This window comes from Providencia sp. PROV205 (genome assembly GCF_028479505.1).
Taxonomy (GTDB): domain Bacteria; phylum Pseudomonadota; class Gammaproteobacteria; order Enterobacterales; family Enterobacteriaceae; genus Providencia; species Providencia huaxiensis.
Map to the genome: position 1 here is coordinate 1 of NZ_JAMPNU010000002.1, position 24,388 is coordinate 24,388.

General features: G+C 41.7%; 22 protein-coding genes. 18 read left to right on the plus strand and 4 right to left on the minus strand.

Annotated elements, in window-relative coordinates:
- The 4 genes from ftsY to rpoH form a co-directional block, all read left to right on the plus strand.
- A partial coding sequence (gene ftsY, locus PR800_RS02410) for a signal recognition particle-docking protein FtsY (RefSeq protein ID WP_272530138.1) occupies positions 1-1,020 on the plus strand: 1,020 nt, incomplete at its 5' end.
- Between the two features lie 6 nt (positions 1,021-1,026).
- A complete protein-coding gene (gene ftsE, locus PR800_RS02415) occupies positions 1,027-1,692 on the plus strand; it encodes a cell division ATP-binding protein FtsE (protein WP_004258545.1) in 666 nt (221 codons plus the stop codon).
- On the plus strand, positions 1,685-2,662 hold the full coding sequence (gene ftsX / locus PR800_RS02420) for a permease-like cell division protein FtsX (protein WP_166264270.1): 978 nt from the start codon (positions 1,685-1,687) through the stop codon (positions 2,660-2,662). The genes ftsE and ftsX overlap by 8 nt, the downstream gene beginning before the upstream one ends.
- A gap of 256 nt (positions 2,663-2,918) precedes the next feature.
- Positions 2,919-3,797 carry an RNA polymerase sigma factor RpoH gene (gene rpoH / locus PR800_RS02425; RefSeq protein ID WP_166264272.1) on the plus strand — a complete coding sequence of 293 codons (879 nt, stop codon included), beginning with the start codon at positions 2,919-2,921 and terminating at the stop codon, positions 3,795-3,797.
- Between the two features lie 109 nt (positions 3,798-3,906).
- On the opposite strand, the gene gloA2 is transcribed toward rpoH, so the two are convergent.
- Together gloA2 and panM are read right to left on the minus strand one after the other, a co-directional pair.
- The gene (gloA2, locus tag PR800_RS02430) at positions 3,907-4,293 is read right to left on the minus strand and encodes an SMU1112c/YaeR family gloxylase I-like metalloprotein (protein WP_206276528.1); all 387 of its coding nucleotides are present in this window, start codon (positions 4,291-4,293) and stop codon (positions 3,907-3,909) included.
- Positions 4,280-4,693 carry an aspartate 1-decarboxylase autocleavage activator PanM gene (gene panM, locus PR800_RS02435; protein ID WP_272524534.1) on the minus strand — a complete coding sequence of 138 codons (414 nt, stop codon included), beginning with the start codon at positions 4,691-4,693 and terminating at the stop codon, positions 4,280-4,282. The genes gloA2 and panM overlap by 14 nt, the downstream gene beginning before the upstream one ends.
- A gap of 379 nt (positions 4,694-5,072) precedes the next feature.
- On the opposite strand from panM, the gene PR800_RS02440 reads away from it, so the two are divergent.
- The 5 genes from PR800_RS02440 (at position 5,073) to livF (ending at position 9,956) form a co-directional block, all read left to right on the plus strand.
- Entirely contained in the window at positions 5,073-6,182 is a 1,110-nt protein-coding gene (locus PR800_RS02440; protein WP_004908157.1) for a branched-chain amino acid ABC transporter substrate-binding protein, read from the plus strand.
- A 102-nt stretch (positions 6,183-6,284) separates the two neighbouring features.
- Positions 6,285-7,211: a high-affinity branched-chain amino acid ABC transporter permease LivH gene (livH, locus tag PR800_RS02445; protein ID WP_004258523.1), complete on the plus strand. Its 927-nt coding sequence runs from the start codon at positions 6,285-6,287 to the stop codon at positions 7,209-7,211.
- A complete protein-coding gene (locus PR800_RS02450) occupies positions 7,208-8,479 on the plus strand; it encodes a high-affinity branched-chain amino acid ABC transporter permease LivM (protein ID WP_102137978.1) in 1,272 nt (423 codons plus the stop codon). The genes livH and PR800_RS02450 overlap by 4 nt, the downstream gene beginning before the upstream one ends.
- The gene (gene livG / locus PR800_RS02455; protein WP_102137977.1) at positions 8,476-9,255 is read left to right on the plus strand and encodes a high-affinity branched-chain amino acid ABC transporter ATP-binding protein LivG; all 780 of its coding nucleotides are present in this window, start codon (positions 8,476-8,478) and stop codon (positions 9,253-9,255) included. The genes PR800_RS02450 and livG overlap by 4 nt, the downstream gene beginning before the upstream one ends.
- Positions 9,255-9,956, plus strand: a complete 702-nt coding sequence (gene livF, locus PR800_RS02460) for a high-affinity branched-chain amino acid ABC transporter ATP-binding protein LivF (protein WP_102137976.1) — start codon at positions 9,255-9,257, stop codon at positions 9,954-9,956. Before livG ends, livF begins: the two co-directional genes overlap by 1 nt.
- A gap of 47 nt (positions 9,957-10,003) precedes the next feature.
- Here livF and PR800_RS02465 read toward each other — a convergent pair whose 3' ends face one another.
- Positions 10,004-10,918 carry a hypothetical protein gene (locus PR800_RS02465; RefSeq protein ID WP_102137975.1) on the minus strand — a complete coding sequence of 305 codons (915 nt, stop codon included), beginning with the start codon at positions 10,916-10,918 and terminating at the stop codon, positions 10,004-10,006.
- 556 nt (positions 10,919-11,474) lie between these two features.
- Here PR800_RS02465 and hutU point away from each other — a divergent pair.
- From hutU to PR800_RS02500, 7 genes are all read left to right on the plus strand, one after another.
- A complete protein-coding gene (gene hutU / locus PR800_RS02470; protein WP_166264280.1) occupies positions 11,475-13,142 on the plus strand; it encodes a urocanate hydratase in 1,668 nt (555 codons plus the stop codon).
- A gap of 56 nt (positions 13,143-13,198) precedes the next feature.
- A complete protein-coding gene (locus PR800_RS02475) occupies positions 13,199-14,383 on the plus strand; it encodes a CaiB/BaiF CoA transferase family protein (RefSeq protein WP_231067976.1) in 1,185 nt (394 codons plus the stop codon).
- Complete coding sequence (locus PR800_RS02480) at positions 14,380-15,519, plus strand: acyl-CoA dehydrogenase family protein (RefSeq protein WP_166264284.1); 1,140 nt, start codon at positions 14,380-14,382, stop codon at positions 15,517-15,519. Before PR800_RS02475 ends, PR800_RS02480 begins: the two co-directional genes overlap by 4 nt.
- A gap of 275 nt (positions 15,520-15,794) precedes the next feature.
- Positions 15,795-17,234, plus strand: coding sequence for a purine-cytosine permease family protein (locus tag PR800_RS02485; RefSeq protein ID WP_102137971.1), 1,440 nt, complete (start codon positions 15,795-15,797; stop codon positions 17,232-17,234).
- A gap of 152 nt (positions 17,235-17,386) precedes the next feature.
- Positions 17,387-18,142, plus strand: a complete 756-nt coding sequence (locus tag PR800_RS02490) for an electron transfer flavoprotein subunit beta/FixA family protein (protein ID WP_102137970.1) — start codon at positions 17,387-17,389, stop codon at positions 18,140-18,142.
- Between the two features lie 15 nt (positions 18,143-18,157).
- Positions 18,158-19,108 (plus strand): electron transfer flavoprotein subunit alpha/FixB family protein, encoded by a 951-nt coding sequence (locus PR800_RS02495; RefSeq protein ID WP_206276875.1) that lies wholly within the window; start codon positions 18,158-18,160, stop codon positions 19,106-19,108.
- A gap of 11 nt (positions 19,109-19,119) precedes the next feature.
- A complete protein-coding gene (locus tag PR800_RS02500; RefSeq protein ID WP_272530140.1) occupies positions 19,120-20,802 on the plus strand; it encodes an electron transfer flavoprotein-ubiquinone oxidoreductase in 1,683 nt (560 codons plus the stop codon).
- Between the two features lie 88 nt (positions 20,803-20,890).
- Here the strand turns inward: PR800_RS02500 and PR800_RS02505 are convergent, their stop codons facing one another.
- Complete coding sequence (locus PR800_RS02505) at positions 20,891-21,604, minus strand: UTRA domain-containing protein (protein WP_102137967.1); 714 nt, start codon at positions 21,602-21,604, stop codon at positions 20,891-20,893.
- A 378-nt stretch (positions 21,605-21,982) separates the two neighbouring features.
- Between PR800_RS02505 and PR800_RS02510 the strand changes: the two genes are divergently transcribed.
- Both PR800_RS02510 and PR800_RS02515 read left to right on the plus strand, forming a co-directional pair.
- On the plus strand, positions 21,983-23,236 hold the full coding sequence (locus PR800_RS02510; RefSeq protein ID WP_231067975.1) for a hypothetical protein: 1,254 nt from the start codon (positions 21,983-21,985) through the stop codon (positions 23,234-23,236).
- Positions 23,233-24,363 carry a hypothetical protein gene (locus PR800_RS02515; RefSeq protein ID WP_272530142.1) on the plus strand — a complete coding sequence of 377 codons (1,131 nt, stop codon included), beginning with the start codon at positions 23,233-23,235 and terminating at the stop codon, positions 24,361-24,363. The genes PR800_RS02510 and PR800_RS02515 overlap by 4 nt, the downstream gene beginning before the upstream one ends.
- The last annotated feature ends 25 nt before the right edge of the window (positions 24,364-24,388 follow it).

Below are 24,388 nucleotides of genomic sequence, written 5' to 3' on the forward strand. Positions count from 1 at the left end.
GCTGAAGAAGCGAGAATTGCAGAGGAAGAAGCTGAAGCTGAGCGTTTACGTTTAGAAGAAGAAAAAAATAATTCGCCAACAGAGCAAGAAAAACCTAAAAAAGCAGGTTTCTTTGCTAGGCTAAAGAAAGGGCTATTAAAAACTCGACAGAATTTAGGTTCAGGCTTTTTTGGGCTGTTCTCAGGTAAAAAAATTGATGATGACTTATTCGAAGAGCTCGAAGAACAGTTATTGATAGCGGATGTCGGGGTTGATACCACGCGCAAAATCATTGACAACTTAACGGCACATGCGAGCCGTAAAGAACTCAAAGATGCAGAAGCGTTATATGGCAAATTGCGTGAGGAAATGTCTGATATTTTAGCGAAAGTGGATAAACCACTCGTGATCGAAGACAAAAAACCCTATGTTATTCTTATGGTTGGTGTTAACGGGGTCGGAAAAACGACAACAATTGGTAAATTAGCACGTCAATATCAATCAGAAGGAAAAAGCGTCATGTTAGCCGCGGGGGATACTTTCCGTGCGGCAGCTGTTGAGCAACTTCAAGTATGGGGTGAGCGCAATAAAATCCCTGTGGTAGCCCAACATACTGGCGCAGATCCCGCATCGGTTATTTTTGATGCGATCCAATCAGCGCAGGCGAAAGGGGTTGATGTTTTAATTGCAGACACCGCTGGGCGCTTACAAAATAAATCGCACTTGATGGAAGAGCTGAAAAAAATTGTCCGGGTAATGAAAAAACTCGATGAAAATGCTCCCCATGAAATTATGTTAACGCTAGATGCAAGCACTGGACAAAATGCGGTAAGTCAGGCAAAACTTTTTGATGATGCGGTCGGTCTGACAGGTATTACATTGACTAAGCTAGATGGCACAGCAAAAGGTGGCGTAATTTTCTCTATTGCCGACCAATTTGGTATTCCAATTCGTTATATTGGTATTGGTGAGGGTATTGAAGATTTACGTCCATTTAAAGCAGATGACTTTATCGAGGCTCTATTTGCCCGAGAGGAATAATTTTCGATGATTCGCTTTGAACACGTTAGTAAAGCTTATCGCGGTGGCCGCCAAGCACTCCAAGGGGTTGATTTTCATCTTCAACCTGGAGAAATGGCATTTCTAACAGGCCACTCAGGCGCAGGTAAAAGTACATTACTTAAACTGATTTGTGGTATTGAACGCCCAAGTGCGGGTCATATTTTATTCAATGGTCATGATATCAGCCGCTTGAAAAATCGAGAGATCCCATTTCTGCGCCGGCAGATCGGGATGATTTTTCAGGATCATCACCTGCTTTTTGATCGAACGGTATATGACAATGTCGCAATGCCGCTAATCATTTCTGGTGCCAGTACCGAAGATATTCGTCGGCGAGTTTCTGCGGCATTAGATAAAGTCGGGTTATTGGACAAAGCTAAAAACTTTCCAATTCAGTTATCTGGTGGGGAGCAACAGCGTGTCGGTATTGCCCGAGCGGTGGTGAATAAGCCAACGATGTTATTAGCGGATGAGCCAACAGGTAACCTTGATGGTGAATTGTCTGAAGGGATAATGCGTTTATTCGAAGAGTTCAACCGTGTGGGGGTGACTGTTTTAATGGCGACCCATGATATTGCATTGATTGAGCGTCGTAACTACCGTGTTCTTACATTAAGTGAAGGCCGTATGCTTGGAGGTCAACATGGCTAAGAATGTCCGTAAAAGCAAGCCGGAACGAGCCAAGCAATCGAAAAGTAAAGCATTAAAAGGCGGTTGGAAAGAGCAGTGGCGTTATTCGTGGTTGAATGCGCTCGCTGATATGCTTAGGCAGCCTTTAGCCACTTTTTTGACAATCATGGTTATTGCGATTTCACTCACATTACCGAGCCTTTGTTATATTGTGTGGAAAAATGTTTCGCAAGCCGCGGAACAATGGTACCCAACACCTCAACTCACTGTTTATTTAGATAAATCTCTTGATGAACAAGGTGGGCAAAATGTGGTAACACAATTACAGGCTCTTGATGGCATTGACCATGTGAATTACCTTTCTCGTGACCAAGCCATGAGTGAGTTTCGCAGTTGGTCTGGTTTTAGTACCGCACTCGATATGCTAGAGGAAAACCCACTGCCTGCAGTCGCAATAATTACACCTAAAATTGATTTTGAAGGTTCTGATGTATTAACAACACTGCGTGATAGAGTCAGCCAAGTCGATGGAATTGAAGAAGTTCGCATGGATGATAGCTGGTTTGCGCGTTTAGCCGCACTCACGGGCTTGGTTGGGAAAGTCGCTTCTGTCATTGGGATTTTAATGATTGTGTCACTGTTCCTTGTGATAGGTAATAGCGTTCGGCTCAACATTTTTGCTCGCCGCGATACAATTAATGTGATGAAACTAATTGGTGCTACTGATGGGTTTATCATGAGGCCATTTTTAAATGGTGGTCTTGTATTAGGCGCATTAGGTGCCATTATTTCCTTGATTATGACCTTTCTACTTGTTTGGCAGTTAGCAGACGGTGTGGCAAAAGTGGCCAGTGTATTCGGTACACAATTTCAGATTGAAGGGTTGTTATGGGAAGAGTCTTTATTGATCCTATTATTATCCGCTATGGTTGGTTGGATAGCGGCATGGTTGGCAACACTTCAACATTTACGACACTTTACACCTGAGTAATGCGTTGTTTTTTGTCATTTTTATTAAAGAGTTATGATTTTATTATATCATGACTCTTTGATTCTATTGCAAATTTGCGTTAAAAATGAACTTAGTCTGAATTGTTTTGTCCTACATTGACCTACTGTTAACAAATTTTGTATATAATTTATTTAACGCGGTTAAACTGGTAGACTTAAAGTGTTTACCTCATGGTTAACCAATGCGGTTATCAATACAAACTAATCTGTTTCCTATTATTTTATTGAGGATCTGAATGACCAAAGACATGCAATCATTAGCTCTTGTTCCACAAGGAAGTATTGAAGCCTATGTTCGGGCCGCTAATGCTTACCCGATGCTTACCGCTGAGGAAGAAAAGGAACTTGCTGAACGGCTGCATTACCATGGTGATCTGGATGCTGCAAAGCAACTGATCTTATCGCATTTGCGCTTTGTTATTCATGTTGCTCGTAGTTATGCAGGATATGGTTTGCCGCAAGCTGATTTAATTCAGGAAGGTAATATCGGCCTGATGAAAGCGGTACGTCGTTTCAATCCTGAGGTTGGCGTTCGCCTTGTTTCCTTTGCGGTTCACTGGATCAAAGCTGAAATTCATGAATACGTTCTACGTAACTGGCGTATTGTGAAAGTCGCGACGACAAAATCGCAACGTAAGCTATTCTTTAATTTAAGAAAGAATAAAAAACGTCTTGGTTGGTTTAACCAAGATGAAGTCGATATGGTTGCCCAAGAGTTAGGTGTAAGTACTAAAGATGTGCGTGAAATGGAATCACGTATGGCTGCACAAGACATGGCATTTGATATGTCAGATGACGACGACAGCAGTGATTTTGGTGGCCCAGTAGCCCCGGTCTTATACTTACAAGACAAAGCATCAGACTTTGCCGGCTCAATTGAAGATGATAATTGGGAAAGCCATGCAACTGACCGCCTTACAGAGGCATTAGACTCTTTAGACGAGCGCAGTCAGGATATCATTCGAGCTCGTTGGCTAGATGATGACAACAAAACGACGTTGCAAGAACTTGCTGATAAATACGGTGTTTCTGCAGAGCGTGTTCGTCAGCTTGAGAAGAACGCCATGAAGAAGTTACGTTTGGCGATGGAAGAAGACGAAGACAGCGAAATGTGATTTATTACTGGCCAATTCGTTGTTCACTAAAATTATCTGCATTTATTACCCATTAAGCGGTGGATAAATGCAGATAATCATTTCTACTTTTATATTTTTGATTGTTCAATTAATCACTGTATAACTCTAGCGGTAAGCCATCTGGGTCTGTGAAAAATGTAAAACGCTTTTGTGTATAGGGGTCAACCCGTACTGCTTCACAGGCCACTCCTTGCTCAGTTAAATAAGCGACCCATTTATCTAAATCATCGACACTGAAGGCTAAATGACGCAGCCCTGTGGCTTCGGGGTAACTCAGCCTTGCTGGCGGGTTAACAAAACTGAATAACTCAATTTGGTAATGTTCACCAAAGGCTAAGTCCGCTTTCCACGAATTATTCGCTGGGCGGTAATGTTCTTCAAGTAAATTTAAACCCAAAATACGGCAATAAAAATCCTTACTGATTTCAAAATTGGATGCTATAACAGCAACATGATGAATTTTATTTAACTTCATGCTGTTTTGTCCATATATCAGGTTGTGTGGTGGCATTGAAGCCATTAGCCGCCAAGAATAGTTGCATCACTTCTTTTTCTTGTAGCGCTACCCCGCTAATATCAAATTTCCATAGTGTAATGTCAGGGATGGCTTGGCAAATTTCTTCTAATAAATATGAGCCAACACCTCGTCGGCGAGTAACCTCTCGTACACAAAAATCGTGCAAAGTGGCTGCGTTATGATCCACGGTAATTTTTGCGGCACCAAGAAGTCGGTCATTAAAGCGCGCAGCGTAAAATTGCTGACCTGCTTTGTACATTTTTGCCAGTTCAAAAGGGCTCTGGTCAGGCCAGATTTTATGTAAGTCCAGATATTGTTGCTCAGTAGGATTGACCAGCGGGATAATAGTGAGTCTCATGATATTTTGTTTGTTTCCCTGTAAGAGTTGCAGTTACTCATCCTGCCAGAGTGATCTACAACCGATTTTTTGATTTTAGAGAGAAAAATTTGGTGATACTGAATTTTCCGAATTTCACTCGGATTAATTTAAATTTAACCCGAATATAACACTAGTATTTACAAAAAAACCACTTTAACACATCAGTTTTTTATTCTGCTTCTAATGTAAAAACCTACCATATCCATTTGCTATTTAGCATAATTATCTTGTTTAATGTTATGAAATATATAGCCTTATTCGCTGTATTTTGAAATATCAGGCATTGTACCTGTCAACCATAATAATCTACTACAAATCAAACACAAACACTCAGAACCATGAAGACGGGGACGATAAAATGAAGAATATGAATAAAGCATTATTGGCGGGCTGTATTGCGATGGCGTTCAGTTCTGCAGGATGGGCAAAGGAAATTAAAATAGCGGTTGTTGGCGCGATGTCAGGGCCTGTGGCGCAATATGGTGATATGGAATTTACAGGGGCACGCCAAGCGATAGCAGACATTAATGCTAAAGGTGGCATTAATGGAAACACATTAGTGGCAGTTGAATATGACGATGCCTGTGACCCGAAACAAGCGGTTGCGGTGGCAAATAAAGTCATTAACGATGGTATTCGCCATGTCATTGGGCATTTATGTTCCTCTTCAACACAGCCTGCATCCGATATTTATGAAGATGAAGGTGTCATTATGATCACCCCTGCAGCCACTAATGCGGATTTAACCACGCGTGGCTACCAGATGGTGCTTCGTACAACAGGTTTGGATTCAGACCAAGGACCAACTGCAGCTAAATTTATTATGGAAGATATCAAACCAACTCGTATTGCTGTTGTGCATGACAAACAACAGTATGGGGAAGGTTTAGCCCGTTCTGTGCGTGAAAGCCTCAATAAAGCGGGCGTTAAAGAGGTCATGTTTGAAGGGGTAACCGCGGGAGACAAAGACTTTTCCGCTTTAGTGGCAAAATTGAAGAAAGAGAACGTGGATTTTGTTTACTTCGGGGGATATTACCCAGAAATGGGGCAAATTTTACGCCAAGCGAAACAAGCTGGGTTGAATATTCGCTTTATGGGGCCTGAAGGCGTCGGTAACTCTTCATTATCAAATATTGCAGGCGATGCCTCTGAGGGCATGTTGGTAACTTTACCAAAACGTTATGACCAAGTCGCGACTAACCAACCGATTGTTGATGCCATCAAAGCGAAGAAAGAAGACCCAACGGGCCCATTTGTTTGGACAACTTATGCTGCTATCCAAGGTTTAACAACAGCAATGGAGCGTACTGGCAGCATCGAGCCTGAAGATTTGGTGAAAGACCTGAAAGCAAATCCAGTCGAAACCGTTATGGGAACATTAAGCTGGCAGCCAAACGGTGACCTGAAAGGGTTTGAGTTCGGCGTATTTGAGTGGCACAAAGATGGGACATCCACCTCTGTAAAATAGTACTCAGCAGTGTTCCAGCATAGTGAATAAGAACCGGAAGTGAGTAACTTGCTTCCGGCTTCTGTTCTCTATATAGGACAAGTAGTTCGAAAGGATAGTCTTATGTCAGATCAAATTCTCTATTTTATTCAGCAGCTTCTGAATGGTTTAACCCTCGGCAGTACCTATGCATTGATAGCCATTGGATATACGATGGTATATGGCATCATTGGGATGATTAACTTTGCCCATGGCGAAGTGTATATGATAGGCAGCTATGTCTCTTTTATTGTGATCGCAGGCTTGATGATGCTTGGGATCGATATCGGCTGGATCCTTGTTGCTGCTGCCTTTATTGCCGCGATCGTGGTCTCTAGCGCCTATGGTTGGAGTATTGAGCGGGTTGCTTATCGGCCAGTACGTCATTCTAAACGTTTGATTGCACTGATCTCAGCGATCGGGATGTCTATTTTCCTACAAAATTATGTCAGCCTGTCACAAGGTTCGCGTGATTTAGCCCTACCGAGTTTGATCACTGGGCAATGGGTTCTGGGTGAAAGCGATGGTTTTGAAGCCACGGTGACTAAGATGCAGTTGACCATCTGGGTGGTTACCGTGCTTGCGATGTTAGCTTTGACGTTATTTATTCGCTATTCAAAAATGGGTAGAGCCTGCCGAGCATGCGCAGAAGACCTTAAAATGGCCAGTTTATTAGGTATTAACACGGATCGCGTTATTTCATTGACCTTCGTTATCGGTGCGGCAATGGCTGCTGTAGCCGGTGTATTGCTGGGGCAATTTTATGGTGTGATTAACCCGTACATTGGCTTTATGGCAGGAATGAAGGCATTTACTGCGGCGGTATTAGGGGGAATTGGGAGTATTCCCGGTGCTATGTTGGGCGGCTTAATCTTAGGTGTCGCAGAAGCGATGACCTCTGCATATTTAAGTACAGAATATAAAGATGTTGTGTCATTTGGTTTATTGATTGGTGTGTTATTGATCATGCCAACCGGCATTCTGGGACGCCCGGAGGTCGAAAAAGTATGAGAAAAGAAAATTGGATTAATGCCATTGTGGCTTCAGTGACTTTTTTCGTATTGGCACTGTTTATGATGGGGCTGCAGCTCGCACTGGATGGCACGAAACTGGTTGTGACGGTTGGGGACTCCGTGCGTTGGAACTGGATCATTGCCGGCATTGTTGTGATCTTTGTGTACCAGTTGGTTCGTCCAACCTTAAGAAAAGTGTGGCAAGGGGTGCCTAAGAAAGCGTGGGCTATTCCTGATTTTGATGGTTCGACAACTAAGCAAAAAATCCTTGCGGTTATAATTATTATTGCTGCAATTATTTGGCCGTTTATTGTTTCTCGTGGAAGTGTGGATATTGCAACCTTAACGCTAATTTACGTGATGTTAGGGCTAGGCTTAAACGTGGTGGTTGGGTTATCCGGCTTATTGGTTTTAGGCTACGCAGGCTTCTATGCGATAGGGGCTTATACTTTTGGTTTATTAAATCATTACTATGGTTTTGGGTTCTGGGAAAGTCTACCCATTGCAGGGTTAACCGCTGCATTAGCGGGCTTTTTATTGGGGTTCCCTGTTCTAAGGCTACGCGGGGACTATCTCGCAATAGTGACGCTTGGGTTTGGGGAAATTGTTCGTATTTTATTACTGAATAATACCGAAATCACTGGTGGGCCAAATGGGATCAGCCAATTACCGAAACCGACTTTTTTTGGTTTGGAATTTAGCCGTACTGCAAAAGATGGCTGGGACACTTTCCATAACTTTTTCGGCTTAGATTACAGCCCAGGTGACCGAATTATCTTCCTGTATTTTGTCGCTTTGTTATTAGTGGTTTTAACTTTGTTTGTTATCAATCGGTTACTGCGTATGCCACTAGGTCGTGCGTGGGAAGCATTACGCGAAGATGAAATTGCCTGCCGCTCATTAGGGCTAAGTCCAACTCGAATAAAATTAACCGCATTTACTATTAGTGCGGCTTTTGCGGGGTTTGCAGGGACGTTATTTGCTGCACGGCAAGGGTTTATCAGCCCTGAGTCCTTTACCTTTGTGGAATCAGCATTTGTGTTAGCCATTGTTGTTTTAGGGGGAATGGGCTCACAAACTTCTGTAATTTTAGCCGCAATTATCTTAGTTGTATCACGGGAAATGATGCGTGACCTTAACCAATACAGCATGCTGTTATTAGGGGCGCTGATGGTGCTGATGATGATCTGGCGACCACAAGGCCTATTACCGATGAAACGTCGTCAAATGCAGGTGAAAAAAGTCCCTGAAGGGGAGGGCGTATGAGCCATATAACCACGCCTTTGTTACAAGTGAATGGCTTAACAATGCGTTTTGGTGGGTTACTTGCCGTCAATAATGTTGAGTTAACTATTAATCAAGGGGAAATCGTCTCACTGATTGGCCCAAATGGGGCGGGTAAAACCACCATTTTTAACTGTTTAACCGGTTTTTATAAGCCGACCAGTGGCACGATTTTATATCGAGAAAAACATCTTGAGGGACTGACCGGGCAGGCAATTGCACGCCTTGGTGTTATCCGAACATTTCAGCATGTGCGGTTGTTTAAAGAAATGACGGTGATTGAAAATTTACTCGTGGCACAACATCAACATTTAAAAAGTGGCATTTTTTCTGGGTTATTGAAAACGCCTGCATTTCGTCGTGCGGAATCAGAAGCGCTTGATAATGCAGTAAAATGGCTGGAGCGCATAGATTTACTACCCTTTGCAAACCGGCAGGCTGGCAATTTGGCCTATGGGCAGCAGCGTCGGTTAGAAATTGCTCGCTGTATGGTCACTCGCCCTGAAATTTTAATGTTAGATGAACCTGCTGCGGGACTTAACCCTAAAGAAACCAATGATTTGGATGATTTAATTGCCGAATTACGTGCACATCATAATGTTTCAATTCTATTAATTGAACATGATATGAAATTAGTCATGGGGATTTCAGATCGCATTTATGTCGTGAATCAAGGAACGCCATTGGCAAATGGGACACCAAGTGAAATTCGTCAACATCCTGATGTGATAAAAGCCTATTTGGGGGAAGCTTACTGATGCTTGAATTTAAAAAAGTTTCTACCCATTATGGAAAAATACAAGCGTTACATGAAATTAGCTTGAATATCCAAAAAGGTGAGATTGTGACCTTAATCGGAGCAAATGGCGCAGGGAAAACAACGTTGCTCAGTACCCTTTGTGGCGACCCGCGTGCATCGGAAGGCCAAGTCATCTACCGAGGTGTGGATATTACTCAATTGCCAACGTCCAAAATTATGCGTGAAGACATTGCAATAGTGCCAGAAGGGCGACGTGTCTTTTCTCGTATGACAGTGGAAGAGAACCTCGCAATGGGGGGCTTTTTTGCAAATCGCCAACAGTACCAAGAACGTATTGAGCGGGTTTATAAGCTGTTTCCAAGGCTGTATGAGCGCCGAAGTCAACGTTCAGGAACGATGTCAGGTGGGGAGCAACAAATGCTAGCGATAGGCCGTGCTTTAATGAGCCAGCCAGAGCTGCTGTTGCTTGATGAGCCGTCCCTAGGCCTTGCCCCCATTATTATTATGCAAATTTTCGATACAATTCAACAGCTACGCGAGGAAGGTATGACGATTTTCCTTGTCGAACAAAACGCCAATCAAGCGTTGAAACTCGCAGACCGTGGCTATGTGTTGGAAAATGGGCATATTGTGTTGGAAGATAGTGGAAAGGCGCTTTTAGCCAATGAAGCGGTAAGAAGCGCGTATTTGGGTGGATAGTTAAAAATGCTATACTGCGAACTATAGATAACTATAGCTCGCAGTATTCATTGCTCAATATTTTCTATATTATTTTTTGTGATTTTGATTTTAAGCTCATCTTTCTTATTATTTGTAAGCTTAAAAATATTTTTATAATTATTTGATTTGGTTTCGTTTTTATTTTCTTTATTTAAATGTGTTTTTCGTTCTACTGAAATTGAAAGATCTGGTAATGGACTACCAAATTCATCACCTGTGTTTATATATTCAAAGTTTTTATTTGCTGTAATAATACAACTTCCATTCTCTGTTTCTTTAATAGTAAAATTGGTTCTCATACTCTCAATTGAACTGTTATTTTTAGACTCTTGAGTCGCCCTTACACCTATATTGTAATGCTCATTTTTATTTATTTGATGTAAAAGAATTGTTGGTTCTGCAAGAAAGCCTTGATGAGCAATTTGCGATATCAGCTGGGCATTCTTCAACCCGAATTTTGCACTGAGAAACTTTGCATCTTTTATTTCTACTGAGTTTTCTTGGCGGTATGGTGTGTGTAAATAAATATTCATTCTATTGAAATCTTTGTTGAATTTATCAGATAGTTCTTTATCAAAAGTAAATTCATTAGATTCATAAATGTGACCAAGATGAGTAGATGTATAACTATCGTCCTTGTTCGGTTTGAATCCTGCTATTTTTGTTCTCAATATAATAGAAGTTGATTTTTCATCATGAATGATTTCTTTTTTATATTTATTATTAATGCTGAAATATTCTTTAATAAAAACAATATTATTTTCTAAATTTAATTCGCGTTTTCTATTTTTTATTGGCGATTTGAATAATTTCCAAAATGGTTCTAATGCTGTATTAATTCGGCAGATAAAACGGGCGAATCGATTTTTATTCGGTGTTTTACTATTTATTGTTTGAGGGTTTTTCGTAGAGTAAAGCATATTGTTATTAATTTTAGTCATGAAAGCTCACTTAGAGGTATATTTAAGTTCAGGTTAGGGTATCTCACTGGGATAATAAATTATTGCATAAATAGATAGTACCTAATCAGGGGATGATACGATGGTATGGCAGGTGATAATCTTATGAAGACGAGTTTTAGTCATTTTAACTGTTAACTTTTCTACTTTTCTAGAATGTGAGGTATCTCCCATTTCAGCTATTTGCTTGTTTCTATGTGAAAAATTAAATGTATATACAACTTTTTCTCTAGAAACAGGGATCTACTTGTTGTTGTATAACTCCCTTGGTATTCCAACCTTCACACTTCCTACAAAATTTCAAATTTAAATGTATATACTTTGTGAAGTAAATGTATATATATTTAAATCATCGATAAACACTCTCAATGAATAGATAGTCTCGAGCAAGTTGATAGAAAATTAATTAGTTGATTTATAATCAATTAATTGGTTTGAAGACGCAGGTGCATCGCCACTAACTAGGTATCTCGCAGATTATTATAAATAAAATTGTTAATTTAAAGTTAATTAAAAATGGATGATAGGGGATACAACCATGTTAAATCGTACTGACTCAACTCGAGTGATCCGCGCACCACGTGGCAGTGAGAAAACCTGTAAAAGCTGGCTGACAGAAGCGGTATACCGCATGATCCAAAATAATTTAGACCCGGATGTTGCTGAGCACCCTCAAAGCTTAGTGGTCTATGGCGGCATCGGCCGTGCGGCACGTGATTGGGAATGCTATGACAAAATTTTAGATGTGCTAACAACGTTGGAAGATGACCAAACTTTGCTAGTGCAGTCAGGTAAGCCCGTCGGTGTGTTCCCTACCCATCCAGATGCGCCGCGTGTATTGATTGCAAATTCAAATATTGTTCCTCACTGGGCGAATTGGGATCACTTTAATGAGTTAGACCGCAAAGGCTTAATGATGTACGGCCAAATGACGGCTGGTTCTTGGATCTATATTGGCTCTCAAGGGATCGTTCAAGGCACCTATGAAACCTTTGTTTCGCTTGCTAAACAGCACTTTAATGGTAACGCTGCAGGGCGCTGGATCTTAACTGGTGGCCTTGGTGGGATGGGCGGGGCGCAGCCGTTAGCAGCAACCATGGCGGGTTTTAGCATGATAGCGGTCGAATGTGATGAAAGCCGTATCGATTTTCGCCTAAGAACCCGTTATGTAGACAAAAAAGCGACTTCGCTTGATGAAGCCCTGCAATATATCGAAGAAGCCAAAGCCAATGGCCAACCCGTTTCTGTTGGGCTATTAGGTAATGCGGCTGATGTTTACAGTGAACTGGTGAAACGCAATATTACCCCTGATTCAGTCACCGACCAAACGAGTGCCCATGACCCAGTACACGGTTACTTACCACAGGGCTGGACGCTCGCCCAATGGCGTGAAAAACAGCAAACTGCACCTGCCGAGGTAACCACAGCGGCGAAAAAAAGTATGGCCGTACAAGTGGATGCGATGCTAACGATGCAAAAACGAGGCTCAGCGGCTTTTGACTACGGCAACAATATTCGCCAAATGGCAAAAGATGAGGGGATTAGCAATGCCTTTGATTTCCCTGGTTTTGTTCCTGCTTATATCCGCCCACTATTTTGTGAAGGTGTTGGCCCATTCCGTTGGGTTGCGTTATCAGGTGACCCAGAAGATATCTATAAAACAGACCAAAAAGTAAAAGAATTATTACCCGATGACAAACACTTACATAATTGGCTCGATATGGCACGTGAACGTATTGCATTCCAAGGGCTTCCTGCTCGTATTTGTTGGGTAGGCTTAAAAGACAGAGAAAGATTGGGGCGTGCTTTCAACGAAATGGTGAAAAGTGGCGAGTTAAAGGGCCCGATTGTCATTGGTCGTGATCACTTAGATTCAGGCTCTGTTGCAAGCCCACACCGTGAAACGGAATCCATGAAAGATGGCTCTGATGCCGTATCAGACTGGCCTTTATTGAATGCACTGCTAAATACCGCTGGTGGTGCAACATGGGTCAGTTTACATCATGGTGGTGGTGTTGGAATGGGGTTCTCACAGCACTCTGGGGTTGTCATTGTGTGTGATGGAACCGATGCTGCAGATAAACGTTTAGCGCGTGTTTTACATAATGACCCTGCAACAGGTGTTATGCGCCATGCAGATGCAGGTTATGACATCGCCATTAACTGTGCGAAAGAGCAAGGGCTTAATTTGCCTATGGTGAAGTAATGTCGTGTGCCAGCTGAAATTGAGCTGGCATCTTTCTGAAATAGAAGGAATTCAGTATGAATGCTGCGTTAACTCAGAAAAGACAAGGGCCACTGGCGGGGATCAAAGTGATCGATTTAAGCCGTGTGTTAGCCGGCCCTTATTGCACGGGTATGATGGCCGATCTCGGTGCTGAAGTGATCAAAATCGAAGTTCCCAACCACGGTGATGATAGCCGCCATTTAGGGCCATTCATTGATGGTGAAAGTGTTTATTACGGTTTGATTAACCGAGGTAAACGCAGTATTGAATTGGATCTTAAAGCGGATGAAGACCGAGCTATTCTATTCCAATTAATCCAAGAAAGTGATGTGGTAGTTGAAAACTTTCGCCCTGGTGTGACTCAACGACTTGGTATCGATTTCGATAGCTTGAAGCAGCACAACCCCCAATTAATCTACGCCAGTATTTCTGGTTTTGGACAAAATAGCCCATTAGCCAGTTATCCCGCTTATGACATCGTGGCACAAGCGATGTCGGGCCTTATGAGTGTCACGGGTTTCCCAGAAACGGGGCCAACACGTAGCGGTGAGTCAATTGGCGATGTATGTGCAGGGATGTTTGCATCATGGGCGATAAGCAGTGCGTTATTTGCGCGAGAGCGTCATGGCGAAGCGGCACAGTATATTGATGTGGCGATGGTGGATGTCTTATTAAGCATGCAGTTAACTGGGCTTTCAAACTTATTTGCGAATGATAAGGCCCCGAGCTTAGTGGGGAACCGCCATCCAGTATCCACGCCATTCGATACCTATCAAGCAAAAGACGGTTTAGTGGTTATCGCGATTGCCAGTGAAAAGTTATTTCAACGCTTTTGCGAGTGTATGGAAAAACCGCAGTTATGCCACGACCCACGTTACCTTAATGACCCGAGTCGAACACAGCACCAAGCTGAGCTTCGAGAAGAAATCGAAAGTTGGACATGCCAAAAAACCGTTGAAGAGGTATGCGACATATTATTAAACGCGGGTGTGCCTGCCTCACCAATCCATAATTTATACCAAGCCACACAAAGTGAGCATGCCCAAGTGAGGCAAGTGCTAACACACCTGAATGACGGAGGAACGCCATTGGTTTCTCAACCGGTTTTTTTTAATGGAAAGAAACCTCATTCGACCCACCGGGCCCCGAAATTAGGTGAGGCAAACGCAGTTTATAAGCCAGCGAAAACAACAATTAAAAATGCGGAGACGATGCAATGAGTTTTGATATTAATGAAACAGAACAAGCCGTTGTGGATGCGATAGAAAAAGTCTGTCACGACATTTTACAGCCGAATGCACAAAGATACGATGAAACCGAAACTTTTTGCGCTGAAAGTTTACAAGCGTTGGGGGAAATGGGCTGTTGGGGAATTAATTTACCTGAACAGTATGGCGGTTTTGGTATTGGTAGTGTAGCGATGAGTAAGGTGGTAGAAGCGGTTGCAGCGGCTTGTGCTTCGACTTCATCGGCTCTAACAGCGCATTTTTTAGCGACAGATTCAATTCTGATTGGCGGTACAGAAGAGCAAAAACAGCATTGGTTACCAAAAGCCGCAGCTGGGGAATTATTAGGTGCATTTGGCTTAACTGAGCCAGCTGCTGGCTCTAACCCTGCAGATATGCGAACCGTGGCAACTCGTGAAAATGGTGGCTGGCGCATTCGGGGTAATAAACACTATATTACTAACGCCAAAGAAGCTGATTTCATCGTGTTATATGCGAAAACGGATGTAGAAGCAGGGGCTCGCGGGATCAGCGCATTTATGATCCCTAAAGGCACGGAAGGTGTGGCATTTTCTCAACCTGAAAAAACCATGGGGTTACGGGGTAGCACCATTTATGAATTAGCACTGAATTGTTGGCTACCTGAATCTGCATTACTGGGAGAGGAAAACAAAGGGTTTCATACCGCCATGGAAGTTTTAGATAAAGGGCGCGTCGAAGTGGCCGCAACCTCACTAGGTATTGCTCGAGCCGCGATGGAAAGTGCTTTAGGCTGGGTAAAAGAACGCCAAATTGGTAAAAAGCCATTAGCAGCTTACCAAGGAACCCAATGGCGTATTGCGGATATGCACACGCAATTGGAAGCTGCTCGTATGTTGACTTGGCAAGCTGCGGAATTACGTGATTCAGGGGAACGTTTTAGTTTGCAATCTGCTACGGCAAAATTGTTTGCAGCTGAATGCGCAGGTTTTGTTACGGATGCAGCATTACAGCTTCACGGAGGCTACGGTTATATTCGTGACCTGCCTCTCGAGCGTTATGTGCGGGATGCACGAATTTTACGAATTTTTGAAGGGACGTCAGAAATACAAAAAATTATTATTTCACGTGCCGTTTTAGACGCCCATTAAGTTATTTATCAGTATTGAGCCAGTAAGCGGGACAGGCGTTTACTGGTTTATGGAGCACCACAGGAAGCACTACCTGACAACAGGATCATGGAATTAAAAACACAACAACAATCAGGTTTAAGAATGTATTTCAATTAGTTATTTAGGGTGAATAACAGATAAAACATCACCCAGCGTAATGCTTAATAACTGTACCTTACAACGGTAGTTATTGCGGTTCCATTACGATTAATTGGTTCATTCTTTAAGCCAGCCTTGCTTAAAGAGGAGTTACCATGACAGTTTCAAACGACATCGCAACAGGGCAAAAAGCCCGGCAGGAGAATGTACCTTTAATCGAAGCGCGTTCCATCGACTACATTCCAGAGTCCGAGCGCCACGGCACCTTATCAAGCCAATTCACACTTTGGTTTGGTTCTAATTTGCAAATAACCGCAATTGTCACTGGTGCCTTGGCTGTGGTACTGGGTGGCGATGTATTCTGGTCATTAATAGGCTTATTTATTGGCCAATTATTAGGTGGTGCGGTGATGGCCTTGCATGCAGTGCAAGGGCCGAAGTTGGGGTTACCACAAATGATTTCGAGCCGTGTACAGTTTGGCGTATACGGTGCAGTTATCCCTATCTTACTGGTTTGTATGATGTATGTCGGGTTTTCTGCTAGTGGTACTGTGCTGGCAGGGCAAGCGGTTGGTCAGTTATTACATGTGACGGATTGGGTGGGAATTATCATTTTTGGTGTGGTGATAATCGGCATCACAATTTGTGGTTATCGCATCATCCATATTTTAGGGAAAGTGGCGAGCGTTATAGGCGTAATTACGTTCTTCTATCTATTTTTCCGTCTGTTTTATATGAATGATGTCTCAATACTACTCGAAAACCGCCATTTTAGCTGGACGAACTTTCTATTAGCGATGTCATTGTCCGCTTCTTGGCAAATTGCATTTGGGCCTTATGTTGCTGACTATTCTCGCTATTTACCGACTAAAACCCCGACAATAAAAGCCTTTTTGGCCGTCGGTTCAGGTACAGTGATTGGTACGCAAGCATCGATGATTTTAGGGGTTTTTGCCGCAGCGCTTGCCGGCAATCAATTTGCAGGTAACGAAGTCTCTTATATCGTAGGGTTAGGTAGCACAGGTTTAATCGCGGCGTTGCTGTACATCAGTATTTTTTATGGGAAAGTGACCATAACTGCACTGAATGCTTATGGTAGCTTTATGTCTATGGCAGCGATCTGGTGTGGTTTCCGAGGGAAAAGCCAAATTTCTCGCGGACAAAGGTTATTTTTCATCATTCTGATGGTGAGTTTCTCGACTGCTTTAGGGTTAGCAGGCCAGCACTCATTCTTAAAGTTATTCTCTGCTTTCTTGCTGTTTTTACTCGCATTTTTCACCCCTTGGAGTGCAATTAATCTCGTTGACTACTATTGGGTCACTAAAGGCCGCTACGATGTACCTGAGCTAGCTAATCCAAATGGCCGTTATGGACGTTGGAATAAAGTTGGGATTATCACTTACATCGTTGGGGTATTGATTCAATTGCCATTTATTTCCACGGGCTTCTATACAGGGCCTTTAGTCGAAAAACTGGGCGGGGTTGATATCTCATGGATTGTGGGTTTAGTCGCAACCAGCGTTATTTACTATGTGGCGATTAAAAAATGGCCTATGTCAGTGGCAGACAGATTGATATTACCTACGAGTAAATAACCATTTCATAAAAAATTAGCATTCAAAATAGTAAAAATTGAGATAGCCAGTAGCAGTGTGAATATCACTGTTACGGTTTCTCTCAACCTAAAAAACGATTTTAGAACATTACCATACCCACCAATCGCTGAAGAATTGGGATAGGAGTTGCTATGAAAATTTTAGTCGCAGTGAAGCGAGTGATAGACCATAACGTCAAAATAAGAGTAAAAGCCGATGGTTCAGGAGTTGAGCTGGCAAATGTCAAAATGGCCATCAATCCCTTCGATGAAATTGCCGTCGAAGAAGCTGTACGTTTGAAAGAGGCGGGAAAAGCGGCAGAAGTTATTGCTGTTTCCGTTGGTGATATTGGTTATCAAGATACATTACGCAGTGCGATGGCGATTGGGGCAGATCGCGGGGTTTTAGTCCAAAAGCCTGAAGAGTTAACCTTAGAACCACTGGATATTGCACGTTTACTTCAACAAATTGTGCAAAAGGAACAGCCAGATCTTATTTTATTAGGTAAACAAGCGATTGATGATGACTGTAATCAAATCGGCCAAATGCTTAGTGCATTATTGGACTACCCGCAGGCAACATTTGCCTCACAAGTGAAGCTTGAAGGCCAATTATTGCAAGTGACAAGGGAAATTGATGGTGGCTTAGAAACGTTAGAGATGCCATTACCAGCGGTTATCACAACGGACTTACGGCTCAATGAACCTCGTTATGCTACTTTGCCTAATATCATGAAAGCTAAGAAAAAAACGTTAGATATTATCGATATTGCTGAGATGGATTTTACGCCATTAGGGCAAATTAAAACGCTGAGTGTCTCAGAACCTAAAAAACGAGCGGGGCAATGCACATTGTTAAGCAGCGCGACAGAGCTAGTTAGTGCATTACAAGCGAAAGAAGTGATTTAATCGAGGAAAATATCTATGAGCCAAATATCGGTATTAGTGGTTGTCGAACATGATAATCAAACAATAAAAACATCTACTTATCATAGTATTAACGCTGCAAAGCAACTTCTCACAGCTGGTGGTCATTTGCACTTATTAGTTGCAGGAAGTGAGACGGAACAGGTCGCTCAGTCAGCTGCAAGTATACAGGGCGTGAGTAAAGTCCTAGAAATACAATCAGATAACCTTAAAAACCAACTTGCAGAGCCGATGGGCCATGCAGTGGCAAGTATCGCAAAAGAATATACCCATTTACTGTTTCCAGCGACGACATTTGGTAAAAACATTGCTCCACGGGTTGCGGCAACGTTAGGGATCGCACAAATTTCAGACATTACCCAAATTATTGATCCTCAAACTTTTATTAGGCCTATTTATGCAGGAAATGCATTAGCAACAGTACAAAATAATGGCCAGCAGGTGGTCATTACGGTGCGTAGTTCGGCATTTTCAGGGGGATATGAAGCGCAAAATCATGCTGAAATTGAAAAAGTCTCCTTTGCTGATATTCCCTTGCGTAGTCAGTTAAAAAGCCAATCTCTAACCCAAGTAAGCCGTGCGGAATTGAGTTCTGCAAAAGTGGTCATTTCAGGGGGGAGAGGTTTGAGTTCAGGTGACAACTTTGCGTTATTGGAAACGATAGCTGACAAACTTGGCGCTGCGGTGGGTGCTTCACGTGCTGCGGTAGATGCTGGTTTTGTTCCAAATGACTACCAAGTAGGACAAACAGGGAAAATTGTTGCACCCGATTTATATATCGCAGTAGGGATTTCCGGGGCAATTCAACATGTTGCTGGTATGAAGGAAAGTAAAGTGATCGTTGCTATTAATAGTGATCCTGAGGCACCGATTTTCCAAGTCGCGGATTATGGCATTGTTGGCGATCTATTTGAGATCTTACCGGAATTTGACAAAGCATTAGCGTAAGAGGTGGACAAATGGCTATCGACAATATTGATAAGATAAACGAGGCTCCCGAGCGGGAATCGATGGAGTTCGATGTCCTGATTGTCGGTGGTGGACCCGCAGGGTTATCTGCAGCAATACGATTAAAGCAGCTAGCAGCAGAGAAAGGCACAGAGATATCAGTTTGTTTAATTGATAAAGGTGCGCAGATAGGTGCTCATATTTTATCTGGCGCGGTGATAGACCCTCGGGCTCTTGATGAATTGCTGCCAGATTGGCAACAAAAGGTGTCGGCTTCTTTAACCCCTGTAAACCATGACCGTTTTTTATGGTTGAAAGAAAATAAAGCGAGCCATTTACCCCTATCCTTATTGCCAAGCTGTTTGAAAAATAATGGCAACCTCATTGGTAGCTTAGGGCAGATAAGTGCTGCACTTGCCGTTGAGGCTGAAAGATTAGGTGTTGATGTTTTTGCCGGATTTGCTGCCACTGACGTGTTGTTTGATGATAAAAACCAAGTAATAGGCGTCACCACCGGAGACATGGGGCTGGATAAATCAGGCAACCCAACAGCGATGTACCAACCAGGTATGAATTTACTGGCAAAAATGACCTTTTTTGCGGAAGGGTGCCGTGGCCAGCTAGGTAAGAGATTGATAAATCATTTTAATTTAGCCGCAGAGAGCGGTAAACAAACCTATGGCTTGGGCATCAAAGAGATTTGGCAAATTCCCAAAGAGCAACACCAAGCAGGGCTGGTTGTGCATTCTGTTGGTTGGCCCCTAGATAACCACACCTATGGCGGCGGCTTTGCTTATCACTATGGAGATAACTTAGTCGCAGTGGGTTTGGTGGTCGGGTTAAATTATGAAAACCCTTATTTATCACCGTTTGATGAGTTTCAGCGTTTAAAGACCCACCCTGAGTTTAGTGCTTTTTTATCAGGGGGAGAGCGTATTAGCTATGGCGCTAGAACGATGGTGGCCGGTGGGCTGGCCGCGTTACCTGAATTGAGCTTTCCCGGTGGTGTACTAATCGGTGATGATGCAGGTTTTCTTAATGCAGCTCGAATTAAAGGTACACACTGTGCAGTGAAAAGTGGGTTATTAGCAGCAGAAGCCTGGTTCAGTGCTAACCAGAATGGAATGGTTAACTATTCACAGTTTAAAAAACAATTTCGCCAGCTATTTGAAGAGAGCTGGCTATATCAAGAACTTTATCAAACACGCAATTTTAAACCCTATATGAAAAAAGGGTTAGTGATTGGGTCAATGTTATTTGGTGCGGAACAATTGTTATTAAAAGGCCGTAGTCCGTGGACTTTAAAGCTAAAACACGCAGACCATGAAGGAATAAAAGAAGCACGAAATTTTTCGCCAATAAATTACCCAAAACCCGATGGAAAATTAATTTTTGATAAGCCTTCTTCAGTGTTTTTATCGAATACGAATCATGAAGAGGAACAACCCTGCCATTTAAAATTGGCGGATATTAATGTCCCTATCCAAGTTAATTTAATGAAATATGCTGCGCCCGAGACGCGTTATTGCCCCGCGGGAGTCTATGAAATTGTAGAGGATAAGAGCGAAGAAAAACTGCAAATTAATGCGCAAAACTGCCTACATTGTAAGGCTTGTGATATTAAAGATCCGTTACAGAATATCACTTGGACAGCCCCGCAAGGAGGCGAAGGCCCTATTTATCAGGGAATGTAAAACGAATTTGTTGTGATGTAGTTGTGCTTGATATTTTTTGTTTTATCAGTCGCTTTGGGGCAATTTTGCCCCATTTTTTTATTTTGCATTAATTCTCAATTCGCGAATGTAATTTTAATTTGTAACGCGAGCCAGCTGTGATCATATTAACGTAGCTAATTAGAGTGCTACCTGTCCAAGTGCGACGGCTAAGTTGTAAGCAAGGTGAGTTTTCTTTAATTGATAATGATTGAGCAATGGATTTTGTGGCTAATGCGGCTTCAATAGTATGTTCCATTTCACTAACAGGAAAATGGCGTTGTAAATAACCGCTCGGCGTTTCAGTGTCACCATATTTTTGCTTAACAAAATCAGGCACAATGGCATGATTAACATAGCGTTCTTCTAACATTAAAGGAATATCATTTTCAAAATGTAGAACTTTACAGTAACCCACATCACTTCCTTCACTAATTCCTAGCTGTAGTGCGATTTCTGCTGATGCCGAAATAATTTTAAGCTGTAATTGGTGACCGCTATATTTATTACCGCTTGTTGAAATTTCATCAAAAATATCAAATGCTTTTGTAACGGGGAGTTCATGTTTTTGAGTGGCAACAAATGTGCCTTTTCCTGCAATACGATTCAAGATCCCTTTTTGGCTTAACTCGGAAATGGCCTTATTCACCGTCATACGGCTCACATTAAATTGAGCGCATAGCTCAAGTTCTGTGGGAATTTGAGTTTCAGGCTTAAAAATTCCTAAATCAATACTGCGTAAAATGTAAGACTGAATTTGCTTATATGCAGGTTGTGATGTCATCGCTGTTATTCAAAATTATTGTTAAAGGAAGGAGTGGTAAAATTGTTTTATTGCCACATTTCACTCACAAACTTTGTATGTAATGCAGTTTATCAGTAATTATGGGCTTTGCTAGTTATACTCGTCATACTTCACGTTGCCGTGTTGTTGACTGCACTCATTCGCACTAGTCACCTACTGGTGTAGGCTCCTAGCGTCTCATTCATTTGTCGCCTAACTGCACCATGAATTATTTAGAGTATAACGCCTAAGATAATTGGCGGTTAAAGGCGTTAATCATTGTCTGAATTATTTTATTATAAGGTAAGTTTTGCTAGGGCTATATACCTTTATTTATTATCATAATGTTAAATTTACTTAGCAAATTAGGCACTATTCATGCGAGCTCAATATTTCCATGTCAATCTTACTCAGTGTGATTATCGAAATGTCAGCCCAATGGGGATGGTAAGACTGATTGCTTGTGAAAAAGTATTTTTCTTTAATCAGGATGATTTTTCAAATAGCGAAATTTTTTTAGAGCGCATACAGCAAGGTGACGCTTTGATAATTTGCGCAGAAGAGATGAACGATGGAAGCTATTGGGTTAAATGGGTTTACCATGAAAAGCATGGTCGTTTAGAGCCTGACAGAACAGTCGGTTTTACTCGAAAGTTAGGAATACAATATTTAGTTTCATTGTTGTTAATGATGCTAATTCCTGCAGTGTATTACTGTTTTATTAATGCAGATGATAGTTTCTTAATGATCATCCTAGTGGCAATTCTAGGTTTAGCAGCTTTCGGCGGGATCGTTCTGTTTGGCCTTGCATTAGCCGAAACAAAATATATTTTAAGTCCAAAACGAAAGCGAATTTTAAAGGCGTTGGATTTGGTTATAGATGGGCAATACCAAAAAAGTGAGCAAGAGCAGAAAATTAACATTCCAGGGATTAAAACCTCGAAAGCCAAAGCCCGTAAATTGCGTCAATCAGTCGATAATTATCGTGATAAAGCGTCATTACTCACCACTCGTGGGAAGGTTAATATTACCTCAACCCTTAGCTTAACCGTTGCAAGAGGGGATACAGAACAAAAGCTTAATCATGTCGGCTTGCAGATTAATAAAAGCCATATGGATGTTTTGGTTTCAGCTAATGAGCCATTATTTAACAACCATAATCTCTTTATTGCTCAAGGTGACGAACTTGAAGTTTTCCATAAAAATATCCAAGCGCATTCAAAAGATCAGGTAATTTTTGGTATTTACAATCACCAAGACGGACTTGCCTATAGCTTGATTGGTAAGGGGGCTCCTCAAGAACGAGGTTTTTATTTCGGGCTGTGGGGGTTCATTTGCTTACTTTTAATGTTCTTTGTCTTTATGGCCGGAGGGTTATCAATTTCCGAAACCCTAGAGAAAGGCGGATATTGGGATTATTGGGACTGGGTTAATATTGTGGATACAGGTGTGCTATTTATCAGTTTCGCAGTAACGATTTTATTCGGTATCAGTTTTCTTATTGCTTTGTGCGTGGCGATATATTTTAAATTATCTCAGCGTGGAAGTGGGTATTATCAAGCGCAATATATTTTGAAGCATTTACGTCGTAATAATGGCCAAACGGATTATGTGACGGAGGTGCGCTCATGAACCCATTTCTGAGTAAACGTTTTCTCTTTTTGGCTTTGGTGTTTGCACTAAGTCTCGCTTTCACTTTTATTATTTTTATTCGTGCTGGTACGGTTGATTGGCAGTGGAAAAACCACAATGAAAATAGCTTCCCGATTGGTAGTTATGATTTTGCAACAACATTTCCAGCAGAAAATGGGATGCTAATTGTAGCTAAAAAAAGTGGCCGTTCTAATTATTATTACTCTTCTTATAATACTTATATGCCTTCAAGCGAATATGATAACCAGATTTTATTTGCAGATAATAATGGCGTGCATTTTATTACTCATAGCGATCAAAGTTTCTATAATGCGGTTTGTGAAAGAAAACAATGTTTAATGATGTTCAGTGATGGCTATCAAAAAATTAACTTAACTGATTTTTCAGTGAGTGAATTTACACCTTGGAGTAAAAAAACTGGCAAGCTATTTTCAACGTTGATTATGGGAAAAATCTACTTATCTAAAAGCTCTCCTTTCTATGTTGTTGCGGATAATGAAAATATTTTTATCAGTGCTGATAAAGGAATGACATGGGAACATTTTATGAATGTTCGAGATTTAGCCAAGTCATTATATCCTGAAGAAATTGAAGGAAATTCAAATTTTTCTTATGCAACATATCGAGATAAAATAGTGATGTGGTATAGCTATGGCAACCAAATGGGATCATTAGAAGTTGTTATGGATATCCCAACAAAACAGGTTATTAGCAGTAAATGGCTGCCTGTCAGGATCAATGAATCAGCACAAAATCGTAATGGTGATATTTTTGTAGTTGCTCAAGAGCCCTCACGTCGCTTATTTTCTTTGATGCAATTTCATACTAATGGTAATTTTGAGGTGATGGCAGAAAGCGGTTATAACCACATGAACAGCTTAGAAGTCGGCAATCAAGGTTTAATTGTTTCGAATATAGTTAGAGGTTCGCAACAATATTTAATGATGGATTTTGCCACGAAAGAGATCCGTTATCGTCCTCAGTTTCCTTTGTATAACAAAATATACAATATGGCGGACCAATCCTTAATTGAAATAGAAAGTACTTATTCGAATGAAGATAAATTAACTAAGGGAGCGCAAGTTTCTTATCAATCTTTGCATTGATACCTAGTGATGGTTTAGCGCGTTC

Coding starts and splice junctions, on each gene's coding strand:
- ftsE (WP_004258545.1), top strand. CDS start 1,027: ATGATTCGCTTTGAACACGTTAGTAAAGCTTATCGCGGTGGCCGCCAA.
- ftsX (WP_166264270.1), top strand. CDS start 1,685: ATGGCTAAGAATGTCCGTAAAAGCAAGCCGGAACGAGCCAAGCAATCG.
- rpoH (WP_166264272.1), top strand. CDS start 2,919: ATGACCAAAGACATGCAATCATTAGCTCTTGTTCCACAAGGAAGTATT.
- gloA2 (WP_206276528.1), bottom strand. CDS start 4,293: ATGAAGTTAAATAAAATTCATCATGTTGCTGTTATAGCATCCAATTTT.
- panM (WP_272524534.1), bottom strand. CDS start 4,693: ATGAGACTCACTATTATCCCGCTGGTCAATCCTACTGAGCAACAATAT.
- PR800_RS02440 (WP_004908157.1), top strand. CDS start 5,073: ATGAAGAATATGAATAAAGCATTATTGGCGGGCTGTATTGCGATGGCG.
- livH (WP_004258523.1), top strand. CDS start 6,285: ATGTCAGATCAAATTCTCTATTTTATTCAGCAGCTTCTGAATGGTTTA.
- PR800_RS02450 (WP_102137978.1), top strand. CDS start 7,208: ATGAGAAAAGAAAATTGGATTAATGCCATTGTGGCTTCAGTGACTTTT.
- livG (WP_102137977.1), top strand. CDS start 8,476: ATGAGCCATATAACCACGCCTTTGTTACAAGTGAATGGCTTAACAATG.
- livF (WP_102137976.1), top strand. CDS start 9,255: ATGCTTGAATTTAAAAAAGTTTCTACCCATTATGGAAAAATACAAGCG.
- PR800_RS02465 (WP_102137975.1), bottom strand. CDS start 10,918: ATGACTAAAATTAATAACAATATGCTTTACTCTACGAAAAACCCTCAA.
- hutU (WP_166264280.1), top strand. CDS start 11,475: ATGTTAAATCGTACTGACTCAACTCGAGTGATCCGCGCACCACGTGGC.
- PR800_RS02475 (WP_231067976.1), top strand. CDS start 13,199: ATGAATGCTGCGTTAACTCAGAAAAGACAAGGGCCACTGGCGGGGATC.
- PR800_RS02480 (WP_166264284.1), top strand. CDS start 14,380: ATGAGTTTTGATATTAATGAAACAGAACAAGCCGTTGTGGATGCGATA.
- PR800_RS02485 (WP_102137971.1), top strand. CDS start 15,795: ATGACAGTTTCAAACGACATCGCAACAGGGCAAAAAGCCCGGCAGGAG.
- PR800_RS02490 (WP_102137970.1), top strand. CDS start 17,387: ATGAAAATTTTAGTCGCAGTGAAGCGAGTGATAGACCATAACGTCAAA.
- PR800_RS02495 (WP_206276875.1), top strand. CDS start 18,158: ATGAGCCAAATATCGGTATTAGTGGTTGTCGAACATGATAATCAAACA.
- PR800_RS02500 (WP_272530140.1), top strand. CDS start 19,120: ATGGCTATCGACAATATTGATAAGATAAACGAGGCTCCCGAGCGGGAA.
- PR800_RS02505 (WP_102137967.1), bottom strand. CDS start 21,604: ATGACATCACAACCTGCATATAAGCAAATTCAGTCTTACATTTTACGC.
- PR800_RS02510 (WP_231067975.1), top strand. CDS start 21,983: ATGCGAGCTCAATATTTCCATGTCAATCTTACTCAGTGTGATTATCGA.
- PR800_RS02515 (WP_272530142.1), top strand. CDS start 23,233: ATGAACCCATTTCTGAGTAAACGTTTTCTCTTTTTGGCTTTGGTGTTT.